Raw genomic sequence first — 25,394 nt, 5'->3', positions numbered from 1 at the left:
AACTCGTAGTTTAGGGCAGTTGCAGCCAGTTCAAGAGATCGTCGGGCCCTTGGAGCACCGCATCGGCGCCCCAGTAGTGCACCGCCTCGCCATTGCCCAGGTAGCCCCAGGCTGCGGCCAGCACGGGCATGCCGGCGGCGCGGCCGGCCTGCATGTCGCGCAGATCGTCGCCCACGTAGATGCAGGCCGACGGCGCCAACGAGAGGCGCCGTGCCGCTTCGAGCAGCGGTGCCGGGTGCGGCTTGGCGTGCGGGGTGGTGTCGCCGCAGACGAGGGTCCGCGCCCGCAGACCCAGCGCCTGCACGATCGGTTCGGCAAACCGGCCATGCTTGTTGGTGACGATGCCCCAAGCCAGGCCGGCCGTGTCCAGCGCGTCCAGCACGCGGCCCACGGCCGAGAACAGCGCGGTTTCCTGCAGCATGCGCTCTGCGTAGCGCGCCAGGAACGCTTCGCGCAGGACATCGAAACCGTCGTCGCCCGGCGCACGTCCGAAAGCCACGCCGACCATGCCCCGCGCACCGGCGCCAACCATCGGCCGCAGGGTTTCATACGGCAGGGCTGGCAGGCCGTGCCGCGCGCGCAGGTCGTTGGCGGCCCCGGCCAGGTCCGGCGCACTGTCCACCAGCGTGCCATCGAGGTCGAACAGGACGGCGCGAACAGCAGCCTGGATGGTGCCTGCGACGGGCGAACGGACGGTCATCACACTGCGCGGCGGCAGGCCACGAGGTAGTTCACGCTGGTGTCGGCGGACAGCCAGTAGCGGCGCGTCAGCGGGTTGTATTCCATCCCCTTCATCGCCTGCAGTTCCAGCCCGGCGTCGCGCGCGAAGCGCGACAGCTCGCTCGGCCGGATGAAACGGGCGTACTCGTGAGTGCCCCTGGGCAGCAGGCGTAGGACGTACTCGGCGCCGACGATCGCGAAGAGGAAGGACTTGGGGTTGCGGTTGAGGGTCGAGAAGAAGACCCAGCCGCCCGGCTTGACCAGTGCGGCACAGGCGCGAACGGTGGACGCCGGGTCGGGCACGTGCTCGAGCATCTCCATGCAGGTGACGACGTCGAACGTGGCCGGGGCCTCTGCCGCCAGCGCCTCGGCGGCGATCTCCCGGTAGTCGACGTTGCCGACGCCAGCCTCCAGCGCATGCAGCCGGGCCACGCCCAGCGGCCGCGCCGCCAGGTCGATGCCGGTGACGCGCTGCGCACGCGCGGCCATGGACTCGGCCAGGATGCCACCGCCGCAGCCGACGTCCAGCACCTGCTTGCCCGCCAGCGTCGACAGGCCGTCGATCCAGTCCAGGCGCAGCGGGTTGATCTGGTGCAGCGGGCGGAACTCGCTCTCCGGGTCCCACCAGCGGTGGGCCAGTTCGCTGAACTTGGCCAGTTCCTGGGCGTCGACGTTGGCAGTGCTCATGCGGCGATCGTAGCGAAGACCAAAGAAAAACCCCGCCGAGGCGGGGTTTTGCCGAACCAGACGGGCCGGTGGCCCGCGTGGATCACTTCACCGGGCGGGTGCCGACGACCTCGACTTCCACGCGACGGTTCTTCGCGCGGCCTTCCTTGGTCTTGTTGTCGGCCACAGGCTGGTTCTCGCCCTTGCCTTCGGTGTAGACGCGGTTCTTCTCGATGCCCTTGCCGACCAGGTAGTCCTTGACCGCGTTGGCGCGGCGGGTGGACAGGGCCTGGTTGTAGGCCGAGTTGCCGGTCGCGTCGGTGTGGCCGACGGCGATCACGACTTCCAGCGCCACGCCCTGGGTCTTGGAGACCAGGTCATCCAGCTTGGCCTTGGCCTGGGGCTTCAGCACGGCCTTGTCGAAATCGAAGAACGCGTCAGCGGCGAAGGTCACCTTCTCGCTGGTGGGCTTCGGAGCCGGCTTCGGCGCGGGGGCCGGGGTCGGAGCCGGAGCCGGAGCAGCCGGGGCGACGCGCGGCGCAGCCGGCGGCACGGCGACCGGCGGGGCCGGCGGCGGCGGAGCCACAGGCTTGATCGCGCCGTCGCAATCGGCCTGGGCGGTGGCGGGCGTCCAGAAGCCGTCGCGCCAGCAAAGTTCGTTGGTGCCGTTCTTCCAAACGGTGCCATCGGTCGCACGCCAGTTGTCCACCGACTTGCCCATGCCACCATGGGCTGCGGCCATCGACGCGATCGGGGCGGCAAGCGCGGCCGATGCAAACAGCACCGCCACCTTGTTCAGTTTCTTCATTGATTCTCCTCTCGAGGAAAGCCGCAGACGCCTGCGAAATGTCCGGAACCGGGATCCGAATCGGGTAGGCAAACACACGCATATGCGCCTGCTTGCCAGCGACGATTCATTGTGCCATAGGGCGTGTAACGGCCCGCATTTTGGCGCCAGTGGCGCGCTTCCCGGCGCTGCCTGTTGCGCAGGTGCGACAGGTCGGCACCCTTAGAATCCTCGGATTCGTCGTCAGCCCCCAAGGGGCCTGGCATTGCGCGCCCCCTGCCCGCCTGTTGCATGAACCCCTTCGCCAAGGAAACCCTGCCCGTCAGCCTCGAGGAGGAGATGCGGCGCTCGTACCTCGATTACGCCATGAGCGTGATCGTCGGTCGCGCGCTGCCCGACGCGCGCGACGGCCTGAAGCCGGTGCACCGGCGTGTGCTCTTCGCGATGCACGAGCTCAACAACGACTGGAACCGCCCCTACAAGAAGAGCGCGCGCATCGTCGGTGACGTCATCGGCAAGTACCACCCGCACGGCGACCAGTCGGTCTACGACACCATCGTTCGCATGGCGCAGGACTTCAGCATGCGCCACATGCTGGTCGACGGCCAGGGCAACTTCGGCAGCATCGACGGCGACAACGCCGCGGCGATGCGCTACACCGAGATCCGGCTGGCGAAGATCGCCCACGAGACGCTGGCCGACATCGACAAGGAAACGGTCGACTTCGGCCCCAACTACGACGGCTCCGAGAAGGAGCCGCTGGTGCTGCCCACGCGGCTGCCCAACCTGCTGGTCAACGGCTCGGGCGGCATCGCGGTGGGCATGGCCACCAACATCCCGCCGCACAACCTCAACGAGGTGGTGGACGCCTGCCTGCACCTGCTGAAATCGCCCGAGGCGACGATCGATGAACTGATGCAGATCGTGCCGGCGCCCGACTTCCCCACCGCCGGCATCATCTACGGCCTCAATGGCGTGCGCGAGGGCTACCGCAGCGGCCGCGGCAAGGTGGTGATGCGGGCGAAGTGCCACTTCGAGGACATCGACAAGGGCGCGCGGCAGGCGATCATCGTCGACGAGATCCCCTACCAGGTGAACAAGAAGACGCTGCTCGAGCGCATCGCCGAGCTCGTCAACGAGAAGAAGATCGAGGGCATCAGCCACATCCAGGACGAGAGCGACAAGTCCGGGATGCGCGTGGTCATCGAGCTCAAGCGCGGCGAGGTGCCTGAGGTCATCCTCAACAACCTGTACAAGCAGACGCAGCTGCAGGACACGTTCGGGATGAACATGGTGGCCCTGGTCGACGGGCAACCGCGGCTGTGCAACCTGAAGCAGCTGATCGAGGTCTTCCTCGACCACCGCCGCGAGGTGGTCACCCGGCGCACCGTCTACGAACTGCGCAAGGCACGCGAGCGGGGTCACGTGCTGGAAGGCCTGGCGGTGGCGCTGGCCAACATCGACGAGTTCATCGAGACCATCAAGACCAGCCCCACCCCGCCGGTGGCCAAGGCCGCCCTGATGGCCAAGGCTTGGGACTCGTCGATGGTGCGCGAGATGCTCGCGCGCACCGAGGGCGGCGGCGCGCTGTACCGCCCCGAAGGCCTGCCGGTGCACTACGGGCTGCAGGCCGATGGCCTGTACCGCCTGTCCGACGACCAGGCGCAGGAAATCCTGCAGATGCGCCTGCAGCGCCTGACCGGGCTGGAGCAGGACAAGATCCTCGGCGAGTACAAGGACGTGATGGCGCAGATCGCCGATCTGCTGGACATCCTGGCCAAGCCCGAGCGCGTGGCGGCCATCATCGCCGACGAACTGCAGTCGGTGAAGCAGGAGTTCGGGCAGACGAAGATCGGCGCCCGCCGCAGCCAGATCGAGGCCAACGCGCAGGAACTCGGCACCGAGGACCTGATCACACCCACCGACATGGTGGTGACGCTCAGCCACACCGGCTACATCAAGAGCCAGGCGCTCAGCGAGTACCGGGCCCAGCGTCGCGGCGGCCGCGGCAAGCAGGCGGCGCAGACCAAGGAAGACGACTGGATCGACCAGCTCTTCATCGCCAACACGCACGACTGGATCCTGTGCTTCAGCGACCGCGGGCGCGTCTACTGGCTCAAGGTCTGGGAAGTGCCGCAGGGCAGCCGCGCCAGCCGCGGCAAGCCCATCGTCAACATGTTCCCGCTGCAGCCCGGCGAGAAGATCACCGTCGTGCTGCCGCTCACCGGCGAGTTCCGCAGCTTCCCCAGCGACCACTACATCTTCATGGCCACCGCGCTGGGCACGGTCAAGAAGACGGCGCTCGACGAATTCAGTAACCCGCGCAAGGCCGGCATCATCGCCGTGGACCTGGACGACGGCGACCACCTCATCGGTGCCGCGCTGACCGATGGCCACCACGATGTGATGCTGTTCTCCGACGGCGGCAAGGCCGTGCGCTTCGACGAGCAGGACGTGCGCCCGATGGGCCGCCAGGCGCGCGGCGTGCGCGGCATGGCGCTGGAAGACGGCCAGCGCCTGATCGCGATGCTGGTGGCGGAAGACGAGAGCCAGAGCGTGCTCACCGCCACCGAGAACGGCTATGGCAAGCGCACGCCCATCGGCGAGTACACGCGCCACGGCCGTGGCACCAAGGGCATGATCGCCATCCAGCAGAGCGAGCGCAACGGCCGCGTCGTGGCCGCCACGCTGGTGCGTGCCGAGGACGAGATCATGCTGATCACCGACAAGGGCGTGCTCGTGCGCACCCGCGTGTCGGAGATCCGCGAGCTCGGACGCGCGACGCAGGGCGTCACGCTGATCGCCCTGGACGACGGCGCACAGCTGTCGGGCCTGCAACGCATCGTCGAGAACGATGCCAACGACGACGCCGCACCTGCCGGCGAGGAGAACCCCTGAGATGACGAAGAGTGCCCTGCTGCTGGCGACCCTGCTGGCCTTCACCGCCGTGGCGCAAGCGCAGACCGCCGTGTCGCCGCAGAAGCAGCAACTGGTCGACCAGATCCTGCAGGCGCAGCAGGCCGGCATCGACCAGGTCGCCCGCCAGCTGGTGGAGCAGCCGGCCGTGCAGCTGCTGCAGCGCGCCGCCGCGCTGGTGCGCCGCAACGTGGCGGCCGACCAGCAGCAGGCCATGGGCCAGGCGCTGCAGGCCGACGTGCGCAAGTACGCCGAGGACGCCTATCCGGTGGTGCGTGACCGCGCCCGTGCGCTGGCCCCCGCGACCATCGGCCCGGTGCTGGCCGAGAAGATGACCGAGGCGGAACTGCAGGAGGTGCTGGCCGTGTTCCGGTCCGAGGCCTGGCGCAAGTTCCAGACCCTGGCCCCGGACATGCAAAAGGCCCTGGGCGAGAAACTGGTGGCCGAGGTCAAGCCGCAGATGGAAACCCGCCTGAAGGCGCTGGACCAGACCATGGCCAAGCGCCTGGGTCTGACGCCGCCGGCCGGCGCGTCCGGCGCCGCCACGGGCAAGTGACCGACGGACGGACTGCCTGCCGATGACCAACGCCAACGCGCCTTCGCTGGCCACGCTGCGCGAGCGCATCGACGCCACCGACGCCGAACTGCTGGCGCTGCTGAACCGCCGTGCCGCGCTGGCGCAGGAGGTGGGCGAGCTGAAGAAGCGCGAGGGCTCGGTGGTCTTCCGGCCCGAGCGCGAGGCCCAGGTCATCGACAACCTCAAGCGCCGCAACGCCGGCCCGCTGAAGGCCGACAACATCGCGCCGATCTGGCGCGAGATCATGTCGGCGTGCCGCGCGCTGGAGACGCCCACCCGCGTGGCCTACCTGGGGCCGGCCGGCACCTTCAGCGAGGAGGCCGCGCTGGGCTTCTTCGGCAGCAGCATCGTGCGCGTGCCCTGCGCCAGCTTCGACGAGGTGTTCAACACCACGGCCGCCGGCGCCGCCGACTTCGGGGTCGTGGCGGTGGAGAACAGCACCGAAGGCGGCGTGGCGCGCACGCTGGACCTCTTCCTGCACACGCCGCTGTCCATCATCGGCGAAACCAGTCTCTTCGTGCGCCACAACCTGCTGCGCAAGGACAACAGCCTGGCCGGCATTCGCACCGTGCTGGCCCACCCGCAGGCGCTGGCGCAGTGCCATGAGTGGCTGGGCACGCACCTGCCCGGCGTCGAGCGCCGTCCGGCGGCCAGCAATGCCGAAGGCGCGCGGCTGGCGGCCGAGGATCCGTCGATCGCGGCCATCGCCAGCGCGCGTGCCGGCAGCGAGTACGGCCTGCATGTGGTCGCCCCGGCGATCCAGGACGACCCGCACAACCGCACGCGCTTTGCCATCGTGACCGACCCGCGGCGTCATCCGGCGCCGGCAGCCTCGGGCCACGACTGCACCAGCCTGGTGGTTTCGGTGCCCAACCAGCCTGGCGCCGTGCACGACCTGCTGGTGCCGCTGAAGACCCACGGCGTGTCGATGACGCGGTTCGAGTCCCGCCCCGCCCGCAGCGGCCAGTGGGAGTACTACTTCTACATCGACCTCGACGGCCACCCTGACCAGCCGAACGTGGCCGCGGCCCTGACCGCGCTGCGCGAGGCCTGTGCCTTCTTCAAGGTGCTGGGCGCCTACCCGGTGGACGTCCACTGACACAGAAGCAGACCGCGATGTTCAACCAGCTCGGCGTCATCGGATGCGGCCTGATGGGTGGGTCGTTCGCGCTGGCGCTCAAGCGCGGCGGCCTGGTCCGGCGCGTGGTCGGCTACAGCAAGTCGCCGTCCACCACCGAGCGGGCGAAGAAGCTGGGCATCATCGACGTCGCCGCCGAATCGGCGCTGCTGGCCGTGGCCGGGTCGGACATCGTGCTGATCGCCGTGCCGGTGGCGGCCACCGAGGGCACCTTCAAGGCCATCCGCCACCTCGTGGAGCCTGGCGTGCTGTTCATGGACGTGGGCAGCACCAAGCGCGACGTCGTCGACGCCGCCCGCCGAGTGCTGCGCGAACGGGTGCCCAGCTTCGTGCCGGCGCACCCGATTGCCGGCAAGGAAGTGGCCGGCATCCAGCATGCCGACGCCAGCCTCTACAACGGCCGCCAGGTCATCCTGACGCCGGTTCAGCAGACCAACCCGGTGCTGGTGCAGAAGGCCACCGACGTCTGGTCGGCGGTCGGCGCGCAGGTGCTGAAGATGTCGCCGGAGAACCACGATGCGGCCTTCGCCGCCGTCAGCCACCTGCCGCACCTGCTGGCCTTCGCCTATTTCAGCGCGGTGATGCGCCACCCCTCGGGCCGCGACTTCCTGTCGCTGGCCGGCCCGGGCTTCCGCGACTTCACCCGCATCGCCGCCGGCGACCCGGCGATCTGGCGCGACATCCTGATCGCCAACCGCGAAGAGGTGCTCAAGCAGTCGGCCCGCTTCCGCACCACGCTCGATGCGCTGGAACACGTCATGAAGTCGGGCAACGCCGACGCGCTGGAGGACCTGATCCGCACCGCGTCGGAGGGCCGGGCCGGCTGGCAGATGGGTGGCGGGCGCGGTACCACCCGGCAGTGATGCCCTCCGCGACACCGCCGTCGACGCTGCGCGCGACGCCGCCCGAGACCTTCCCATGACCGCGCTCCCGACCCACCGCCCCTTTCTCGATCTGCCCCCGCTGACCGGCGCCTCCGGCACCGTGCGCCTGCCGGGGTCCAAGAGCATCTCCAATCGCGTGCTGCTGCTGGCCGGCCTCGCCGCCGGCACGACGGCCGTGCACGATCTGCTCGATTCGGACGACACGCGGGTGATGCTGGACGCGCTTCGAGCCCTGGGCTGCACGTTGCGTGACGATGGCGGCGTGCTGCACGTCACCGGTCTGGGCGGCCGTCTGCACGTGCATGAGGCCGACCTGTTCCTCGGCAACGCCGGCACCGCGATGCGCCCGCTCACCGCGGCGCTGGCCGTGCTGGCCGCGACGCAGGGCGGCAGCTTCACGCTCGCCGGCGTACCGCGCATGCACGAGCGCCCGATCGGTGACCTGGTCGACGCGCTGCGGCCGCTGGGCTGTCAGGTCGAGGACCTGGGCACACCGGGCTACCCGCCACTGCGCCTGCACGGCACCGCCGGCGGCACGCTGGCGGTGGACGAACCGATCCGTGTGCGCGGCGACGTGTCCAGCCAGTTCCTGACCGCGCTGCTGCTGGCCCTGCCGCTGGTGGCCGGGACGCGCGACGTGGTGATCACCGTCGACGGCGAACTCATCTCGCGCCCCTACGTGGAGATCACGCTGAACCTGCTGGCGCGCTTCGGCATCGAGGTCGAACGCCAGGGCTGGTCGCGCTTCACGATCCCGGCCGGCAGCCGCTACCTCACCCCGGGTCACATCCACGTGGAAGGCGATGCCTCGTCGGCGTCGTACTTCGTCGCGCTCGGAGCCATCGCCGCCGACGGCGGTGCGCCGGTGCGCATCGAGGGCGTAGGGCTGGACAGCATCCAGGGCGACATCCGCTTCGTCGAGGCGGCGCAGGCCATGGGCGCGCAGGTGCGCGGCGGGCCGGGCTGGCTGAGCGTGCACCGCGGCCTGTGGCCCCTCAAGGCCATCACGCTGGACTGCAACCACATCCCCGACGCGGCGATGACCCTGGCCGCGATGGCACTGTACGCGGACGGCACCACGCGGCTGACCAACATCGCCAGCTGGCGCGTCAAGGAAACCGACCGCATCGCTGCGATGGCCGCGGAACTGCGGCGCGTGGGCGCCGTGGTCGAGGAAGGCGCCGACTTCATCGCCGTCACCCCGCCGGCCCGGGACGCCTGGCGGGCGGCGGCGGTGCGCACCTACGACGACCACCGCATGGCCATGTGCCTGTCGCTGGCGGCGTTCAACCCGGCCCGCGTGCCGGTGCGCATCCTCGAGCCGCACTGCGTGGCCAAGACCTTTCCCGGCTACTTCGACGCCCTGTTCGGCGTCGCGCGGGCGCGGCCCGAGGACGTGCCGGTGATCACGGTGGACGGGCCCACGGCGTCCGGCAAGGGCACGCTGGCGGCCGAGGTGGCGCAGGCCCTGGGCTACCACCTGCTGGATTCCGGTGCGCTCTACCGCGCCACCGGGCTGGCAGTGATGGACGACGGCGTGGACCCGGCCGACGAAACGGCCGTGGCCCGCGTGGCCGGCCTGCTGGACCTGAGGTTCGACGGCGGGCGCTGCTGGCTGCGGGGCCAAGACGTCACCGACGCCTTGCGCAGCGAACAGGCGGGCATGATGGCCTCGCGGGTGTCTGCGCTGCCGGCCGTGCGCGAGGCGTTGCACGGCCTGCAGCTGGCGTTCCGCCGCGCGCCGGGCCTGGTGGCCGACGGCCGCGACATGGGCACCGTGGTGTTCCCGGACGCCGAACTGAAGGTCTACCTCACCGCCAGTGCCGCGCAGCGTGCGGAACGCCGCCACAAGCAGTTGATTTCAAAGGGAATTTCATCTAACATCCAGGCCCTTCGTGCCGACTTGGAGGCGCGCGACCTGCGGGACAGTTCCCGCACCGTGGCGCCCCTGAAGCCGGCCGAGGATGCGCTGCAGCTCGACAACTCCGTGCTCACGATCGACGAATCGGTCAAACGGGTGCTGGGATGGTGGTCTGAGCGTAGGCCGTTCGGGGGCTGAAGCCCCCGGGTGGCAGATCCTTCGGGGCGTGAGCCTCGAAGCTTTCGTCGCACCGGGCGCCCTGCCCGGTGTGGAGTGTTGACCTAACCCCGCAACGGATGTTGCATTCATCGCCCGGCCTCTGAATCTTCCCCCCGCCGGGCCCAGGAAACCACATGTCCCAAACCCAAACTGCCACCACCGGTGGCGGCGAGTCCTTTGCCGCCCTGTTCGAAGAATCGCTGAAGTCGGCCGACATGCGCGTCGGCGAGGTCATCTCTGCCGAGGTGGTCCGCATCGACTTCAACCACGTGGTGGTCAACGCCGGCCTGAAGAGCGAGGCCTACATCCCGGTCGAGGAATTCAAGAACGACCAGGGCGAGCTCGAGGTGCAGGTCGGCGACTTCGTCGCGGTCGCTGTCGAGGCGGTCGAGAACGGCTACGGCGACACCATCCTGTCTCGCGACAAGGCCAAGCGCCTGGCGTCGTGGATGGCGCTGGAGAACGCGCTGGAGAGCGGCGAGTTCGTCACCGGTACCGTCTCCGGCAAGGTCAAGGGCGGCCTCACGGTGCTGGTCAACGGCATCCGCGCCTTCCTGCCCGGCAGCCTGCTCGACACCCGCCCGGTGAAGGACATGACGCCCTTCGAGGGCAAGACCATGGAGTTCAAGGTCATCAAGCTCGACCGCAAGCGCAACAACGTCGTGCTGTCGCGCCGTGCCGTGGTCGAGGCCTCGATGGGCGAGGAGCGCCAGAAGCTGCTCGAGACGCTGCACGAAGGTGCCATCGTCAACGGCGTGGTCAAGAACATCACCGAATACGGCGCGTTCGTGGACCTGGGCGGCATCGACGGCCTGCTGCACATCACCGACATGGCATGGCGTCGCGTGCGCCACCCCAGCGAGGTGGTGCAGGTCGGCCAGGAACTGACGGCCAAGGTGCTGAAGTTCGACGCCGAGAAGAGCCGCGTCAGCCTGGGCCTGAAGCAGCTGGGCGACGACCCCTGGATGGGCGTCTCGCGCCGCTACCCCACCGGCACCCGCCTGTTCGGCAAGGTCACGAACATCGCCGACTACGGTGCGTTCGTCGAGATCGAGCCGGGCATCGAGGGCCTGGTGCACGTCTCCGAGATGGACTGGACGAACAAGAACGTCGCCCCGAGCAAGGTCGTCACGCTGGGCGACGAGGTCGAGGTCATGGTCCTGGAGATCGACGAGGACAAGCGCCGCATCAGCCTGGGCATGAAGCAGTGCATGCCCAACCCGTGGGAAGAGTTCGCGACCAACGTCAAGCGCGGCGACCGCGTCGCCGGCCCGGTCAAGAGCATCACCGACTTCGGCATCTTCATCGGCCTGGCCTCGGGCATCGACGGCCTGGTGCACCTGTCCGACCTGTCGTGGAACGAGCCGGGCGAGAGCGCGGTGCGCAACTACAAGAAGGGCCAGGACGTCGAGGCCATCGTGCTGGCCGTGGACGTGGAGCGCGAGCGCATCAGCCTGGGCATCAAGCAGCTCGACACCGACCCGTTCACCAGCTTTGTGACGCTGAATGACCGCGGTGCCATCGTCACCGGCAAGGTGACGGCGGTCGACCCGCGGGGCGCCGAGGTGCAGCTCAACGACGACGTGTCCGGCTACCTGCGCGCCAGCGAGATCAGCCGCGACCGTGTCGAGGACGCGCGCAACGTGCTCAAGGAAGGCGACGAGGTCTCGGTGATGATCGTCAACGTCGACCGCAAGACGCGCAACATCCAGCTGTCGATCAAGGCCAAGGACAGCGCCGACACGCAGGAAGCCATGCAGCGTCTGTCGCAGACCAACGAGCGCGAGAACGCCGGCACCACCAGCCTGGGCGCCCTGCTGCGCGCGAAGCTGGACAACCGCAGCGAATAAGCTCGCGGCGACGCAGGCATGACGCGTTCCGACCTCGTCAACAAGCTGGCCGAACGCTTCGGCCAGCTGACGCAGCGCGACACCGAGTTCGCGGTGAAGACGATCCTCGACGCGATGTCCGACGCGCTTGCGCGCGGGCACCGCATCGAGATCCGCGGCTTCGGCAGCTTCTCCATCAGCCGCCGGCCGCCGCGCGTGGGGCGCAACCCCCGCAGCGGCGAGCAGGTCACGATCCCCGAGAAGCTGGTGCCGCACTTCAAGCCGGGCAAGGCGCTGCGCGAAGCGGTCGACGCCCAGCCGGCGTCCTCTGCAGACGCGTCACGCGACTGAGGCCGGGCACCTGCCGGCAACCCACACTGCGGGGCCCCGAGGGGCCCCGCTTCGCTTTTCGGGCACGGGGCATCCGACCTCGGATCATGGCCGCCCGCACCGCCGTCCTGCACAACGGAAGCAAGGTCCGCCCAGAGCGCGGTTGCACGGCCTCCTACAATCACGCCGACATGCGTGCGCTGGTCTGGGTCCTGCGGGGTTTCGTCTTCTTCGGCTTGTTCGCGTTCGCGCTGAACAACCAGCAGACCGTGGTCGTGCACTGGTTCTTCGGCATCGACTGGAGCGCATCGCTGGTGGTCGTGGTGCTGATCGCCTTCGCCGTCGGCACCGCACTCGGTGTGCTGGCCATGCTGCCGGCCTGGTGGCGCCTGCGTCGGCGCCTGCCCGCCGTCGCCGCACCCCCGGCACCGTCGAGCCCTAGAGCCGCGCCGGCCGGCCCCGTGCCTTCGGGTTTCGACGCCCCACCGCCGCGGGAACTGCTGTGACTGCCGCCGCCTTGACGCCGGCGTACGGGAACACCCGCCTCTCACGCGCACCTCGCCCGACACGCTGACGCATGGACTTCGAACTGCAGTGGCTGCTGATCGGGCTGCCCGTGGCCTTCGTGCTGGGGTGGGTGGCATCGCGGCTGGACCAGCGCCAATGGCGGCGTGATCGGCGCGATGCACCGCGCGCCTACTTCGAGGGCCTGAACCTGCTGCTCAACGAACAGCAGGACAAGGCCATCGACGCCTTCATCGAGGCCGTGCAGCACGACCCGGACACCACCGAGCTTCACTTCGCGCTCGGCAACCTGTTCCGCCGGCGCGGCGAGTTCGAGCGCTCGGTGCGCGTGCACCAGCACCTGTTGTCCCGTGCCGACCTGCGGCCGGCAGATCACGACCGGGCGCAGCACGCGCTGGCCCAGGACTTCGCCAAGGCCGGCCTGTTCGACCGCGCCGAAGGTGCCTGGCGTGCCCTGCTGGGCTCCGCCTACGACAGCGAGGCCCGACTCGCGCTGTTGTCGCTCTTCGAGCGCTCGCGCGACTGGGCGCAGGCCATCACCACCGCCACCGAACTGGAGCAGCGCGACGGGAGTTCGTTCGCCACGCGCATCGCCCACTACCACTGTGAACAGGCGCTGGACGCCCTGGCGGCCGGCGACCCTGTCCTTGCCCGGCGCTGCATCGACGAAGCAATCCGGACCGCCCCCGAGGCCCCACGCCCGCCGTTGCTGGCTGGGCAGTTCGCGCGAGACACCGGTGACGACAACGCGGCGCTCGCCCACTGGGAAACCCTGGCCGCCAATGACCCGGCCCGGTTTGCCCTGGTGGGGGCCGACTACGCCGATGTGGCGCGTCGGCTGGGCCGTGGGGACACCGCGCGCGATGTGCTCGACCGAGCCTATGCGCAGGCTCCCCTGCTGGACACGCTGCGCGCCCGCGACCGCCTCGACGCGTCGCCTGGGACTGCTGAAGCGCCCGACGCCGCCACCCCCACCGAAGAGGGAGTCGGGCGTCGTCTGCGCCATCTGGCGGCGCAACCCAGCCTGGGCGCCGCCGCAGAGGTGCTGGCCATCGACACGGCCCGCTGGCATGCGGACACCCGCCCGCAACTCCACGCGGCCGTGCAGCGCGCGGCGGCGCCGCTGCAGCGCTATCGCTGCGCCGCCTGCGGCTTCATGGCGCACCACTACTTCTGGCAGTGCCCCGGTTGTCAGGGTTGGGACACCTTTCCGCCCCGGCCACTGGAACAGCAGTAGGACACTGTCGCCTCCCCCGCCGGGGTGCCCCCGGCCGTCGGCACGCCACGAGGCGATGGTCCGGCAGGCCCCGGCTCCGAACAATGCCGATCCAACCCGCAGCACGGTGTTGCGGGCCACCACCAGGAGATCGACATGTTCCGCAACCTCATCGCCGTCCTGATCACCACGCTGTCGCTGAGCGCCTTCGCCGCCGTCGACGTCAACAAGGCCAGCCGCGCCGAACTCGAGGCCCTGCCGGGCGTCGGCAACGCGCTGTCGACCCGCGTGCTGGCCGAGCGTGGTAAGGCCCCGTTCAAGAGCTGGGCCGACCTGATCCAGCGCGTCAAGGGGGTCGGGCCGGCCAGTGCGGTCAAGCTCAGCGCCGCCGGTCTCACCGTCGCGGATGCGCCCTACAAGGCTGCGCCCAAGCGCTGATGCCGATCAAACGTCAGCCAACCCCGCCACATATGATGGTTTCGTACATCAATGCCCAAACGGGTGTTGGCTGGCTGCAGATGCGGCGCTTTTCGCGTGTTGCCGAGCCCATCACTTGTGCTTCAATTCGGCGCATGCAGAGTTCATCCACGCCAGAGGTGACGACCACATTGGTGCTGAGCATCGCGCTGGTCGACGATGATCCCGAGTACACGGAGTTCCTGGCGCAGTACCTCCGCGAACGCGGCGCGCAGGTGGATGTCTTCCCCGACAGCAACGACCTGCTGGCGCACCACGACCCGTACGGCTACGACTTCTACGTGCTCGACCTGATGCTGCCGGGGGTCGATGGCGCCGAACTGATCAAGGTGCTGCGCAGACGCACGGACGCCGGGCTGCTCGTGGTCTCGGGCCGCCTGGCGCCCGATGTGTTCCGGCAGGTCATCACCGCCGGGGCCGACATGTACCTGGCCAAGCCGGTGCAGTTCGAACAGGTGTTCCTGGCCATCCAGGCCGTGCAGCGCCGGATTCAGGCGTCCACGGCCGCGCAGACGGTCTGGCGGCTGGACCTCCGGGCCCGCCAGCTGATCGCACCCGACGGCGCTCGCGTCGACCTTTCGGATGCCGACCTGACGCTGATGGAATGCTTCCTCGCTGCCGACGGCGATGTCGTCAGCCGTGAAACCCTGCGCCAGCGGCTGGGCCGTGACCTCGACCAGGAAGGTGCGGACGGCCTCAATGCCACCATCTACCGCCTGCGCCGGCGCATCGAGCGCGCCACGCCGGCGCTGGTGCCGCTGCAGTCCCGCTCGCGTGTCGGCTACGTGTTCAAGGCGCCGCTGAAGCCGGCCTGAGTAGCACCAGGTTGGGGCCGTCTCGGCCCCCTGTCCTCAATCGTCGGATTCCTCGGTCACCAGCAGCCGCATGACCGTGCCCTGCGGCCCCGTGGCCAGCAGCTGCGCCGCACCGCCGTGCAGTTCCATGACGCGCCGGACGATGTACAGGCCCAGCCCGTGCTCGGCACCTGGCGTGCGTCGCCCGCGCGCCCCGCGCTCGAACAGGTGCTCGCGCAGGCCCGGCTCGATGCCGCCGCCGCCGTCGATGACGTCGATGCACAGGCCCAGCGGGCGCTCGCTGTCGGCCAAGCGGATGATGACCTCGCTGCCGGGCGGGCTGTACTTGAGTGCGTTGGACAGCAGGTTGCGCAAGGCCAGGCGCATCAGGCTCATGTCCAGCGACACGGTACGCGCGTCCGTCTCGCGCCGCACCACGACACGCTCGCGTTCGGCGGCCGCCATGTCGGCGATCGTGACCGCGAGCAGCATGTCCAGGTCGGTGTCCTCGCGCGCCGCCGGCCCCTGGCGGGCGAGCAAGGACGCGACAGCCAGCGTGTTGTCCAGACGCGCCATCACTTGCCCGAGCACCGCCTGCGCGCGCTGCAGGCGCGGCGCCACCGCCTGGTCGCCCACGTCACGCAGTGTGGCCAGCGCACTCTGCATGGCCGCGGAGGCATTGTTGAGCGGTTGCCGCACTTCATGCGCCATCACGTCCATCATGGCCTCGCGCTCCTGCAGCATGGCGGCCTGCGTGTCGGCCTGATGCTGCAGCTCCAGGCGCAGTGCCTTCTCCTGCAGCAGCTTGATCGAGCCCTCGTGACGTTCGGTCACGTCGCGAATGACGCCGGCCACCCGCTGGTCAATGCCGTCGCCGGTGTCTTGCCGATCCACCCGCTCCGCGGTGCATAGCAGCCACCGCCTTCGACCGTCGACCGGGCCGATCGGCAGTTCGATCTGCCAGGGCTGACCGGTCCGTGCCACGTCGCGAAGACCCTGCATCACGGCGCGCCGGTGACTGCCGGGCAGCCGGCGCAGGCATTGGCGCAGCCTAGGCGTCGAGTCCTCGGGCAGCCCGAGCAGCCGACGCGCCTGCGCCGTCAGTGCCATACGGCCGTGGCCCGTGTCGAGCTCCCAGCCGCCGATGCCGGCGATGCGCCCGGTGCGCTCCAGCAGCGCCTCGCTGGCCTGCAGACGACGTTGCGTGCGGTGCACCTCGGTCATGTCGTGCGCCCAGAGGATCAACAGGTCGCGGGCGTGCACCCGCACGCCGGTGGCGGCCACGGCCACGTCGACCAGTCGGCCGTCTGCGCGCTCGAAGCGGGAGTCGAAGCGCAGGCGCTGGCCCACCGCGAAGCTGTGCAGCACCTTGTCGACCTGGGACGCCGAGTACTGGCGCTCCCACAGCATCACGTGCGCACCGTCGAGCTCCGCACGCGTGCGCCCGAGCATCGCAGCAAAGGCATCGTTGAACTCCACCAGCAGCCCGTTGCGGTCCAGCACGTGCAGGCCGTCGCCCACGGTGACGAGCAGGCCCTGCAGCCGTGCGCGCTCGGCATCCAGCATCTCGCGCCGGCGATCGTCGCGCTGCCACGCCCGGTAGGCTATCACCGACGCGGCGGCCACGACGGCCAGGGCCAGCAGTGCCATCGACAGCGTGGTGGCCATCTGCCGTCGCCAGGGCGCCATGGTGTCCACCGTCGCCAGCCCCACCAGCACGCGCAGCGGCGTGCCCGGCACGCGCCGGTAGGCATTGGCGCGCTCGATGCCGTCCAGCGCCGTGGCAGCCAGGTAGGTGCCCGACTCGGGGGCCACCGCCAGCGCCTCGATCAGCTGGCGCGAGGTGCTGCGCGTGCCCAGACCGCTGCGAGGCTGGGGCGGGTCGGTGTGGCGGGCCACCAGCGCCAGGTCGTCCATGCGCAGCGACACGGCACTCTTGCCACCCAGGTTCAGCCCGGCGAACAGGGCCTCGAAACGGGCGATGTCGAACTCGGCCGCCGTCGCCGGCCCGTGGCCTCCGCGCGGTGGCCGGGCGAGCACGATCACCCATTGCCCATCGGCGCGTTCCCGCGGGCCGAGCACGACGAGCCGGTCGATGCCAGTGAACGCAGCCTGCAGACCCGGCTCCTCGGCCGCGGCGTTGGCGTCGTCGACGACGCGCAGCCGCATCGCAGCCGGCACGCTGCGCATCAGGTCGCGCATGGTGGTGTCCGTCCGCGCCATGTCGCCCTCCTGCGCCGCCAGGCGCAGCTGGCGCAGCGCCAGGTCGACGAGCAGCAACTCCGCGGACACGTTCTGCGCCAGGCTCTGCGCCAGGCTCTGCGCCAGGCTGTCGACGGCGTCGAGCGCGCGCTGGCGGTGCAGCTGGCGGCTGTCGACGAGCACGGTGGTCACGATCCACGCCAGCAGCAGGACCACCGCCCCGTTGGCCGCCAGCAGCCACAGCAAACGGCGGCGGGAAGGCAAGGCGTTTAGAGTCGGCACGCGCCATTGTGGCCGCGATCGCCCTCCGGGCGCTGCCTGTCACCGTCTCCCACGCCCCCATGACGACATTGCTCGACGGCGCCATCGCGCTTGCGCAGGCCCACGAAACGCCCTGGCCCCGGGACCCGTTTGGCGAGCCCCCCGCAGGCGGTGCGCCCTGGGGCGTTCACCAGGACGACCCACCGCCCTACAACCGCCTGCGCGGCCCGGTGCATGCCCGCGGACCGCAGTCGGGCGTGGTGTGGCGCCATGGGCAGCCTCTGGCCGCCTGGGGCGAGCCGGCGCGCGCCGACCTGACCTTCAGCGTGGCCAAGACCTGTCTGGCACTGCTGGCCGGCGTCGCCCAGGCCGATGGTCTGCTGCCCGACGAGCACGAACCCGTCGTGGCGCGCCTGCCCGGCATCGGCTTCGACAGCGACCACAACCGCCCCATCACCTGGGCGATGCTGCTGGAACAGACCAGCGAGTGGGAAGGCACCTGCTTCGGCCTGCCCGACACCGTGGACCGCTGGCGCAAGGTGGCGCAGGACCCGCGTCCGGCCGGTGGCCCCAAGGGCGGTGCGCGGCCGCTGCAGGCGCCGGGCAGCCACTGGGAATACAACGACGTGCGCATCAACCAGCTCGCGCTGGCACTGCTGCATCTGTTGCGCCGCCCGCTGCCCGAGGTGTTCCTCGAACGCATCCTGCGCCCGCTGGGCGGTGGCGACGGCCTGGCCTGGCGTTGCTACGACGACGCCTGGGTCGACCTGCCGGGCGTCGGACGCGTGCAGAGCGTGCCGGGCGGCACGCATTGGGGCGGCGGCCTGTCGATCTCGTCGCACGACCTGGCGCGTCTGGGCCAGCTGTTGCTGGACGATGGCGCCGGGCTGCTGCCGGCAGGCTGGGTGCAGCGCATGCGCGCCCCCGTGGCGGTGGCACCGTTCTACGGCCGCCTGCTGTGGCTCAACCGGGACGGGCAGGCCTTCCCCGGTGCGTCACGCGAAAGTGTCTTCATGCTGGGTGCTGGCGGCCACATCGTCTGGGTCGACCCTGCGCACGCCGCCGTGGTCGTGCTGCGCTGGCTGGACCCGGCACACCACGGCACCGTGGTGGCGGCCTTCGCCGACGCACTGGCCGACCGCTGAGGCAGGTCAGTCGTCGTGGCCGCGGCCCTTGCCGTGGCCCTTGTCGCCCTTGCGCCCCCGGTCGTCATCGTGGCCACGGGCATACGGCTGGACGTGGGAGGTGTACCAGTCGTCGCGCACGAACACCACCGGCGCGCCGCAGGCCCGGTAGTCGGCACGGTGCCTGCGCCAGTTCTTGCGGTGGCCCGGCGGCACCCACATGTAGACCGGCTGCACCGGCCGACCGACGACCACCGGCGCTGGCACGACGACCACCGGCTGCGTCACGATGACCTGCGGCTGCGGGAAGCGCCCGATGTCGATGCGGCCGTAGACGCCGGGCTGGCTGATGCCGATCGATACACCGATGTCGATGTCGGCCGCGCGGGCCGGCGTTGCAGCCCAGAGGCCGGCGGCGGCCAGCCCGGCCGCCAGCCACCTGGCGGCGACACGGCCATCGGGGCGGGAAGAGATCGAGGCGGTGGAGGACAACGCGTCTTGGTGCATAGGATCTTCCTGACGTTCCAGTGCCCACTGAACGCCACCGCCAAGCAGCCGGTTGGCAGGCTCACAAACGATTACCGCTGTTTACCGGCCACCCATGCGGCCGGGTCGGTGGCGGTCAGGCGGCCTCGTAGACGATGTCCACCTCGCCCCCGGCGAGCTGATGCCAGCGCAGCAGGGCCTCGTCGCTGGGCCAGAAACGGGCCCGCTCGCCGAGGTCGAGGTCGGCGCTCGCACCCGGCCGCTCCAGGCGCAGCCGCACCGGCAGGCCCTGCACCAGTTCGCCCACCTCGCTGTCCACGCGCCGCGCCGGCCAGGTCTTGACCAGCTCGGCGAGCGGCGCACTGCCGCCACGCAGCGCCGCCGTCTTGACCGCCAGGTGGCGGCCGAAACGCGCCCGTGCGGCCGGCAGGTCCCAGATGGCCGTGACGTTCAGGCGCAGGCCGCCGGCGAAGCGGTCGGGCTGCACCTTGCCCTGCACGATCAGCAGCTCGTCCTCGCGCAGGATCTCGCGGTGCTGGTCGAGCAGTTCCTCCCCGGCGACGGCCTCGATGCCCTCGCTGCCGTCGTCGAGCTTGAAGATCGCCACGCGGCCACGGTTGCCGTTGATCACCCGCACCTCGCCGACGATGCCGGCCAGCAGTTGCGGTTCGCGCGATTCCTGCAGTTCGGCAATCGGCCGCCGGCAGAAGCGGCGCACCTCGTCGCGGCTCTGGTCGAACAGGTGGCCCGACAGGAAGAAGCCCAGGGCCGTCTTCTCCAGCGTCAGGCGTTCCTTGATGCTCCAGGGCTCGGCGGCCACCAGGGCCGGCTCCTGCTGGCTGGAGCCATGGGTGTCGCCGAAGTCGAACAACCCGCCCTGCAGCGCATTGGCTTCCTGCGTCTCGGCCCAGTCGAAGGCCAGACCCACGCTGGCCAGCAGGCTGGCGCGGTCAGGGTGGATGCCGTCGAAGGCCCCCGCCTTGATCAGCGCCTCCACCACGCGCTTGTTGACGGCCTTTCGGTCCACGCGCGCGGCGAAGTCGAACAGGCTGCGGAACGGGCCACCACCCCCGCCATCGGCGCCTTCGCGCGCCGCCACGATGGCCTGGATCGCGCCCTGCCCCGTGCCCTTGATGGCGCCCAGGCTGTAGCGGATGAGCTTGTCGCCTTCCTTGCCCGGCACCGGCTCGAAGCGGTGCAGGCCACGGTTGACGTCGGGCGGTTCGAAGCTGATGCCGAACAGCTTGGCGTCGTCGATCAGGACATTGAGCTTGTCGGTGTCGTCCTGCTCGATGGTCATGTTGGCCGCGTAGAACTCGGCCGTGCAGTGCACCTTGATCCAGGCCGTGTGGTAAGCCAGCAGGGAGTACGCGGCAGCATGGCTCTTGTTGAAGCCGTAGCCGGCGAACTTCTCCATCAGGTCGAAGACCTCGTCGGCCTTGGCCTCGTCGATGCCCTTGTCCAGCGCGCCGGCGCGGAACTTCACGCGCTCCTTGGCCATTTCCTCGGCCTTCTTCTTGCCCATGGCGCGGCGCAGCAGGTCGGCGCCGCCGAGGCTGTAGCCGCCCATCACCTGGGCGGCCTGCATCACCTGTTCCTGGTAGACGAAGATGCCGTAGGTCTCGGCCAGCACCTGTTCGAGCAGCGGGTGCGGGTAGGCCACCTCCTCGCGGCCGTTCTTGCGCGCGCAGAAGCTGGGGATGTTCTCCATCGGGCCGGGCCGGAACATCGCGTTGAGCGCGATCAGGTCCTCCAGCCGCGTGGGCTTCGCCTCGCGCAGCATGCCCTGCATGCCGCGCGATTCGAACTGGAACACCGCTTCCGTCAGGCCGTCGGAGAACAGCTTGTAGACCCGCGGGTCGTCCAGTGGCAGGTTCTCGTAGGCGAAGTCGGCGTGCTGCGGCCGGCGCTTCATGATGAACTCGCGCGCCAGCTCCAGGATGGTCAGCGTCGCCAGGCCCAGGAAGTCGAACTTCACCAGGCCGATGGCCTCGACGTCGTCCTTGTCGTACTGGCTGACCGCACTGTCGCTGCCAGGCTGCTGGTACAGCGGGCAGAAGTCGGTGATCTTGCCCGGCGCGATCAGCACGCCGCCGGCGTGCATGCCGATGTTGCGGGTGATGCCCTCCACGCGCGTGGCCAGCGCCAGCAGCTCGGCGACCTCCTCGTCTTCCTTCTCGCGCTGCTCGAGCTCCGGCGCCTCCTGGCGCGCATAGATGATGCCGCCGTCGGGTTCGTCGGGCACCTTGGCCAGCGTCACCGTCTTGCCCGGCGGCGCCGGGATCAGCTTGGCGATGCTGTCCACGTGGCCGTAGCCCATGCCCAGCACGCGACCCACGTCGCGCAGCGCCGCCTTGGCCGCCATGGTGCCGAAGGTGGCGATCTGGCTCACCGCGTCGCGGCCGTACTTGTCCTTGACGTAGTCGATGACGCGGTCCCGGTTGCCCTGGCAGAAGTCGATGTCGAAGTCGGGCATCGACACGCGTTCCGGGTTCAGGAAGCGCTCAAACAGCAGCTTGTAGCGCAGCGGGTCCAGGTCCGTGATCAGCAGCGCGTAGGCCACCAGCGAGCCGGCGCCGGAGCCCCGGCCCGGGCCCACCGGGCAGCCGTTCTGCTTGGCCCACTGGATGAAGTCCGAGACGATCAGGAAGTAGCCCGGGAAACCCATCTTCAGGATGGTGTCGAGCTCGAAGTCCAGCCGCGCCACGTAGGTGGGGCGCTGGCGCTCGCGTTCGGCCTCGTCGGGGTACAGGTGGCGCAGCCGGCCTTCCAGGCCTTCGTGCGAGGCCCTGCGGAAGTAGACCTCGATGGGGCTGCCGTCGGGCGTGGGGAAGTCCGGCAGGCGCGGCTTGCCCAGCACCAGGGTCAGGTTGCAGCGGCGCGCGATCTCCAGCGTGTTGGCGATGGCCGACGGCACGTCGGCAAACAATGCCTGCATGTCGGCAGCGGGGCGGAACCACTGCTCGCGCGTGAAACGGCGCACGCGCTTGGGATTGGCCAGCAGTTCACCTTCGGCGATGCACACGCGGGCCTCGTGGGCGTCGAAGTCGTCGGGCTCCAGGAACTGCACCGGGTGGGTGGCCACCACCGGCAGGCCCAGCTCCGCGGCCAGCGGTACCGCGGCGCGCACGTGCGGCTCGTGCGTGGGCAAACCCGCGCGCTGCAGTTCCAGGTAGAAGCGGCCCGGGAACAGCGCCGCGATGCGCTGGGCCGTGGCCTTGGCGCGGTCGCGGTCGCCCGCCAGCAGGGCCTGGCCAACGGCGCCCATGTCGGCGCCCGACAGCGCGATCAGGCCTTCGCCAAGCGTCTGAAGCCACTCCCATTTCACCCAGGCCGTGGTGCGCTGGGCGTTGACCGTCCAGGCGCGCGCCAGCAGTTCGCTGAGGTTCAGGTAGCCGCCCCAGTCCTGCACCAGCACCAGCAGTCGCGTGGCGTTGCCGCCGGGCACGTCGGGCTCCATCCACAGGTCGGCACCGATGACCGGCTTGACACCCTTGCCGCGGCAGGCCTTGTAGAACTTGACCGCGCCGAAGAGGTTGTTCAGGTCGGTGATGGCCAGCGCCGGCTGGCCATCGCGCGCCGCCGCCTTGGCCGCATCACCCACCCGCAGGGTGCCATCGACGACCGAGTATTCCGTGTGGGTGCGCAGGTGGACGAAGCTCATCGGGGCATTCTAGAAGTCCCCCCGTTTTGATCAGGCGCATTGGCAGCAGCCCCGCCCGTCCGTAGGATGGACTTGATCCCGGTCATGGGGCCGGGTCCCGTTGAACCCTTTCACCAGGAGACCACGATGGACCTGAAACTCCAGTTGCTCGACAGCTTTCCCGCCCGCGGCAGCGACGGCAAGGCCTACAAGGTCTGCGCCTACGAGCGCCTGCGCCGCGACGACACGGTGCACGACGGACAGGACCGCTGGCTGTCCACCGGCGTCACCGAGTACCGACTGGACAGCGGCGACCAGATCGATGCCCGCGCCGATGGCGGCATGACGGTGCTGCACTCCGGGGTGACGCTGCAGCGCGCCTGAGCCACCGGCCTTCACCGGTCGCCGGCCTACACTGGCCGGCATGACGACCCGACCCCCGGCCGCGCGGCGCGGCCACCGCCATTGATGGGCTGGCTGCGCAAGCTCATCGGCGTTCTGCTGATCCTGACCGCGATCGCGGTCTCGCTGTCGCGCGAGCCCGACCGGCCGGTGGAATCGCTGATCGCCCGCTGGGGCCTGCCGCCATCAACCTTCGTCGACCTCGACGGCCAGCTGGTGCACCTGCGCGACGAAGGGCCGCGCGGCGACCCGGTGCCCATCGTGCTGCTGCACGGCACCTCGGCCAGCCTGCACACCTGGGACGGCTGGGCCGGCGAGCTCTCGAAGACGCGGCGTGTGGTGCGCCTGGACCTGCCCGGCTTCGGCCTCACCGGCCCGCGCGCCGACGCCCGCTACGGCCTGGACGACGACGTGGCCTTCGTGCTGAACGTGCTCGACCACCTGAAGCTGCAGCGCGTGGTGCTGGCCGGCAATTCGCTGGGTGGGCGCATCGCGTGGCGCACCGCGACCGTGGCCTCGCAGCGCGTGGACCGCCTGGTGCTGGTGGATGCCGCCGGCCTGCCCGACAGCATCCGCAGCGTGCCGCTGGGCTGGCGGCTGGCCCGCGTGCCGGTGCTGGGCGCGCTGATGGAGTGGCTGCTGCCACGCGCGGCCGTGGTGCAGGGCCTCGTGGCGGTCTACGGCGACCCGCAGCGCATCGACGACGCACTGGTGGACCGCTACTACGACCTGACCCTGCGCGACGGCAACCGCACGGCCCTGCGCCAGCGCCTGCAGCAGTATGTGCCAGCCGAACACGCCGACGCCATCGCCGGCATCCGCCAGCCCACGCTGATCCTGTGGGGCGGACGGGACAGCGTGATCGACCCCGCCGCCGCCGCCGGCTTCGAGCGCCTGATCCCGGGCAGCCAGCGGGTGATGTTCGACCGCCTCGGCCACGTGCCGCACGAGGAGGATCCGGCGGCCACCGTGGTGCCGGTGCAGGCCTTCCTCGCGGCATCTCGCTGAACGTCAGCCCTCGCCCTCGCGCTTGCCACGGTCGCGTGCCCGTGCAGCCTTGTGCCGCACCTTCCAGACCTGCCGCTGCGCCTTGCGCTCCAGCGCGCTGAGGGTATCGCGCTGCAGCTCGCGCTGCATCTTGTGGAAGTTGCGCAGGCGTTCCGGCGCCACGCTGTCCTGCACCGCGCAGCCGGGTTCGCCCTGGTGCCGGCAGTCGCGGAAGCGGCAGCGCAGCGCGCCCTGGGCGATCTCGTCGAACACGCCTGCCAGGTCCTGCGCATCGGCGTCCAGGCGCAGCGTGCGCAGGCCCGGCGTGTCGATGATGCAGGCGCCCCCGGGCATGCGGTGCAGGCTGCGCGCGGTGGTGGTGTGGCGGCCGCGGCTGTCGTCGGCACGGCTGGCGCCCACGCGCTGCTGCGCATCGCCGGTCAGGGCGTTGGTCAGCGTGCTCTTGCCGGCACCGCTGGAGCCCAGCAGCACCAGGGTCTGCCCGGGGCCGGTCCAGGGTGCCAGCGCGGCGGACGGCTCGTCGCCGGTGGCGTCCAGCGCCACCACGTCGACCCCTGGCGGCATCAGCGCGCAGGTCTCGTGCAGCCGGCGCTCGGCGTAGGCCGGGTCGCAGAGGTCGGCCTTGGTCAACACCACCACCGGCTGCACGCCGGCGATGCGAGCCAGCGCCAGGTAGCGCTCCAGCCGGCGCAGGTTGAAGTCGTGGTCCAGGCCCATCACCAGGAGGGCCGTATCCACGTTGCTGACGATCACGGCGCGCGTGGACTTCTCGCGGCCGTCGTGCTGGCGGCGGGCCAGCTGGTTCAGCGGCGGCACGCGCGCGTGCACCCACCACTGGCCATGCGCGTCGCGCGCGACGTGCACCCAGTCGCCGACGGCGAGGCCGTCGTGCGCCGCCGCCCCCAGGTGCAGGGCCGGCAGCACGCGCGCCGGCGACTCGTGTTCGCCGTCGTGTAGGGTCAGGCGGTCGCGCTGCACCTCCACCACGCGGCGCAGAAAGGGCGCCGTCGGCGGCGCGGGCAAATGGTCGATGTGCCGGCGCTGGGCCGGCGTGAGGCCGATGGCCGCCAATGCGGCGGCGAGTTGTTCCGAGATCATCGAGCGTCGAGCTTCCGGTTCGAACGGCACGCAGTGCCACGCCGACCCGCGTGGCGGGTCGGAATCGAATGCAGGGGGAAGTCGGCGCCGGCCGGGGCGCGGGATCCGCGCGGCCGAAGGATCGATCAGCCGGGCAGGACGCGCTGAGCCGGAGCCGACAGGGGGACAATCACCTTGGTCTTCATGGCAACCTCCTGTGGCAGTTGGGAACGAGGCAGAGACTGTGCGCCG

21 protein-coding genes are annotated in these 25,394 nt (G+C 70.2%); 14 read left to right on the top strand and 7 right to left on the bottom strand.

The annotated features are described in order from the left end of the window. Window positions 1-10: 10 nt before the first annotated feature. The 3 genes from ENE75_RS03525 to ompA form a co-directional block, all read right to left on the bottom strand. Window positions 11-700 (bottom strand): HAD family hydrolase, encoded by a 690-nt coding sequence (locus tag ENE75_RS03525; RefSeq protein ID WP_128195656.1) that lies wholly within the window; start codon window positions 698-700, stop codon window positions 11-13. Further along, window positions 700-1,407 carry a bifunctional 2-polyprenyl-6-hydroxyphenol methylase/3-demethylubiquinol 3-O-methyltransferase UbiG gene (ubiG, locus tag ENE75_RS03520; protein ID WP_128195654.1) on the bottom strand — a complete coding sequence of 236 codons (708 nt, stop codon included), beginning with the start codon at window positions 1,405-1,407 and terminating at the stop codon, window positions 700-702. Before ubiG ends, ENE75_RS03525 begins: the two co-directional genes overlap by 1 nt. Window positions 1,408-1,489: 82 nt before the next feature. Further along, window positions 1,490-2,194 carry an outer membrane protein OmpA gene (gene ompA, locus ENE75_RS03515; protein WP_128196787.1) on the bottom strand — a complete coding sequence of 235 codons (705 nt, stop codon included), beginning with the start codon at window positions 2,192-2,194 and terminating at the stop codon, window positions 1,490-1,492. A 270-nt stretch (window positions 2,195-2,464) separates the two neighbouring features. On the opposite strand from ompA, the gene gyrA reads away from it, so the two are divergent. The 11 genes from gyrA to ENE75_RS03460 all read left to right on the top strand — a co-directional run bounded on the left by gyrA (window position 2,465) and on the right by ENE75_RS03460 (window position 14,960). After that, window positions 2,465-5,071: a DNA gyrase subunit A gene (gene gyrA, locus ENE75_RS03510; protein ID WP_128195652.1), complete on the top strand. Its 2,607-nt coding sequence runs from the start codon at window positions 2,465-2,467 to the stop codon at window positions 5,069-5,071. A 1-nt stretch (window position 5,072) separates the two neighbouring features. Continuing rightward, on the top strand, window positions 5,073-5,645 hold the full coding sequence (locus tag ENE75_RS03505; RefSeq protein ID WP_128195650.1) for a hypothetical protein: 573 nt from the start codon (window positions 5,073-5,075) through the stop codon (window positions 5,643-5,645). Between the two features lie 22 nt (window positions 5,646-5,667). After that, window positions 5,668-6,765: a prephenate dehydratase gene (gene pheA, locus ENE75_RS03500; RefSeq protein WP_128195648.1), complete on the top strand. Its 1,098-nt coding sequence runs from the start codon at window positions 5,668-5,670 to the stop codon at window positions 6,763-6,765. A 17-nt stretch (window positions 6,766-6,782) separates the two neighbouring features. Continuing rightward, entirely contained in the window at window positions 6,783-7,667 is an 885-nt protein-coding gene (locus ENE75_RS03495) for a prephenate dehydrogenase (protein WP_128195646.1), read from the top strand. Window positions 7,668-7,722: 55 nt separating this feature from the next. Beyond that, a complete protein-coding gene (locus ENE75_RS03490) occupies window positions 7,723-9,747 on the top strand; it encodes a bifunctional 3-phosphoshikimate 1-carboxyvinyltransferase/cytidylate kinase (RefSeq protein WP_128195644.1) in 2,025 nt (674 codons plus the stop codon). A 155-nt stretch (window positions 9,748-9,902) separates the two neighbouring features. Further along, the gene (gene rpsA / locus ENE75_RS03485; protein ID WP_128195642.1) at window positions 9,903-11,618 is read left to right on the top strand and encodes a 30S ribosomal protein S1; all 1,716 of its coding nucleotides are present in this window, start codon (window positions 9,903-9,905) and stop codon (window positions 11,616-11,618) included. Window positions 11,619-11,636: 18 nt separating this feature from the next. Further along, complete coding sequence (locus ENE75_RS03480; RefSeq protein ID WP_128195640.1) at window positions 11,637-11,948, top strand: integration host factor subunit beta; 312 nt, start codon at window positions 11,637-11,639, stop codon at window positions 11,946-11,948. Between the two features lie 170 nt (window positions 11,949-12,118). Continuing rightward, window positions 12,119-12,433, top strand: coding sequence for a LapA family protein (locus ENE75_RS03475; protein WP_128195638.1), 315 nt, complete (start codon window positions 12,119-12,121; stop codon window positions 12,431-12,433). A gap of 71 nt (window positions 12,434-12,504) precedes the next feature. Next, window positions 12,505-13,689 carry a lipopolysaccharide assembly protein LapB gene (lapB, locus tag ENE75_RS03470; protein ID WP_128195636.1) on the top strand — a complete coding sequence of 395 codons (1,185 nt, stop codon included), beginning with the start codon at window positions 12,505-12,507 and terminating at the stop codon, window positions 13,687-13,689. Window positions 13,690-13,824: 135 nt separating this feature from the next. Then, window positions 13,825-14,106, top strand: coding sequence for a ComEA family DNA-binding protein (locus ENE75_RS03465; protein ID WP_128195633.1), 282 nt, complete (start codon window positions 13,825-13,827; stop codon window positions 14,104-14,106). Between the two features lie 134 nt (window positions 14,107-14,240). Continuing rightward, window positions 14,241-14,960 carry a response regulator transcription factor gene (locus ENE75_RS03460; protein WP_128195631.1) on the top strand — a complete coding sequence of 240 codons (720 nt, stop codon included), beginning with the start codon at window positions 14,241-14,243 and terminating at the stop codon, window positions 14,958-14,960. A gap of 36 nt (window positions 14,961-14,996) precedes the next feature. Here the strand turns inward: ENE75_RS03460 and ENE75_RS03455 are convergent, their stop codons facing one another. Then, the gene (locus ENE75_RS03455; RefSeq protein ID WP_128195629.1) at window positions 14,997-17,405 is read right to left on the bottom strand and encodes an ATP-binding protein; all 2,409 of its coding nucleotides are present in this window, start codon (window positions 17,403-17,405) and stop codon (window positions 14,997-14,999) included. A 77-nt stretch (window positions 17,406-17,482) separates the two neighbouring features. Between ENE75_RS03455 and ENE75_RS03450 the strand changes: the two genes are divergently transcribed. Further along, window positions 17,483-18,547 (top strand): serine hydrolase, encoded by a 1,065-nt coding sequence (locus tag ENE75_RS03450; protein WP_128195627.1) that lies wholly within the window; start codon window positions 17,483-17,485, stop codon window positions 18,545-18,547. 6 nt (window positions 18,548-18,553) lie between these two features. Here ENE75_RS03450 and ENE75_RS03445 read toward each other — a convergent pair whose 3' ends face one another. Then, entirely contained in the window at window positions 18,554-19,018 is a 465-nt protein-coding gene (locus ENE75_RS03445) for a hypothetical protein (protein ID WP_233258898.1), read from the bottom strand. 130 nt (window positions 19,019-19,148) lie between these two features. Next, on the bottom strand, window positions 19,149-22,676 hold the full coding sequence (gene dnaE / locus ENE75_RS03440; RefSeq protein WP_128195624.1) for a DNA polymerase III subunit alpha: 3,528 nt from the start codon (window positions 22,674-22,676) through the stop codon (window positions 19,149-19,151). A 126-nt stretch (window positions 22,677-22,802) separates the two neighbouring features. Between dnaE and ENE75_RS03435 the strand changes: the two genes are divergently transcribed. Both ENE75_RS03435 and ENE75_RS03430 read left to right on the top strand, forming a co-directional pair. Further along, window positions 22,803-23,039: a hypothetical protein gene (locus tag ENE75_RS03435; RefSeq protein WP_128195622.1), complete on the top strand. Its 237-nt coding sequence runs from the start codon at window positions 22,803-22,805 to the stop codon at window positions 23,037-23,039. An 84-nt stretch (window positions 23,040-23,123) separates the two neighbouring features. Continuing rightward, on the top strand, window positions 23,124-24,065 hold the full coding sequence (locus tag ENE75_RS03430) for an alpha/beta fold hydrolase (RefSeq protein WP_128195620.1): 942 nt from the start codon (window positions 23,124-23,126) through the stop codon (window positions 24,063-24,065). A 3-nt stretch (window positions 24,066-24,068) separates the two neighbouring features. Here ENE75_RS03430 and rsgA read toward each other — a convergent pair whose 3' ends face one another. Further along, a complete protein-coding gene (rsgA, locus tag ENE75_RS03425; RefSeq protein ID WP_128195618.1) occupies window positions 24,069-25,163 on the bottom strand; it encodes a ribosome small subunit-dependent GTPase A in 1,095 nt (364 codons plus the stop codon). Window positions 25,164-25,394: the final 231 nt, after the last annotated feature.

The sequence above is a fragment of the Rubrivivax albus genome, from assembly GCF_004016515.1.
Classification (GTDB): domain Bacteria; phylum Pseudomonadota; class Gammaproteobacteria; order Burkholderiales; family Burkholderiaceae_C; genus Rubrivivax; species Rubrivivax albus.
Note: the sequence above shows the minus strand (reverse complement) of the source record. Positions and strands in the feature narration are given on the sequence as shown.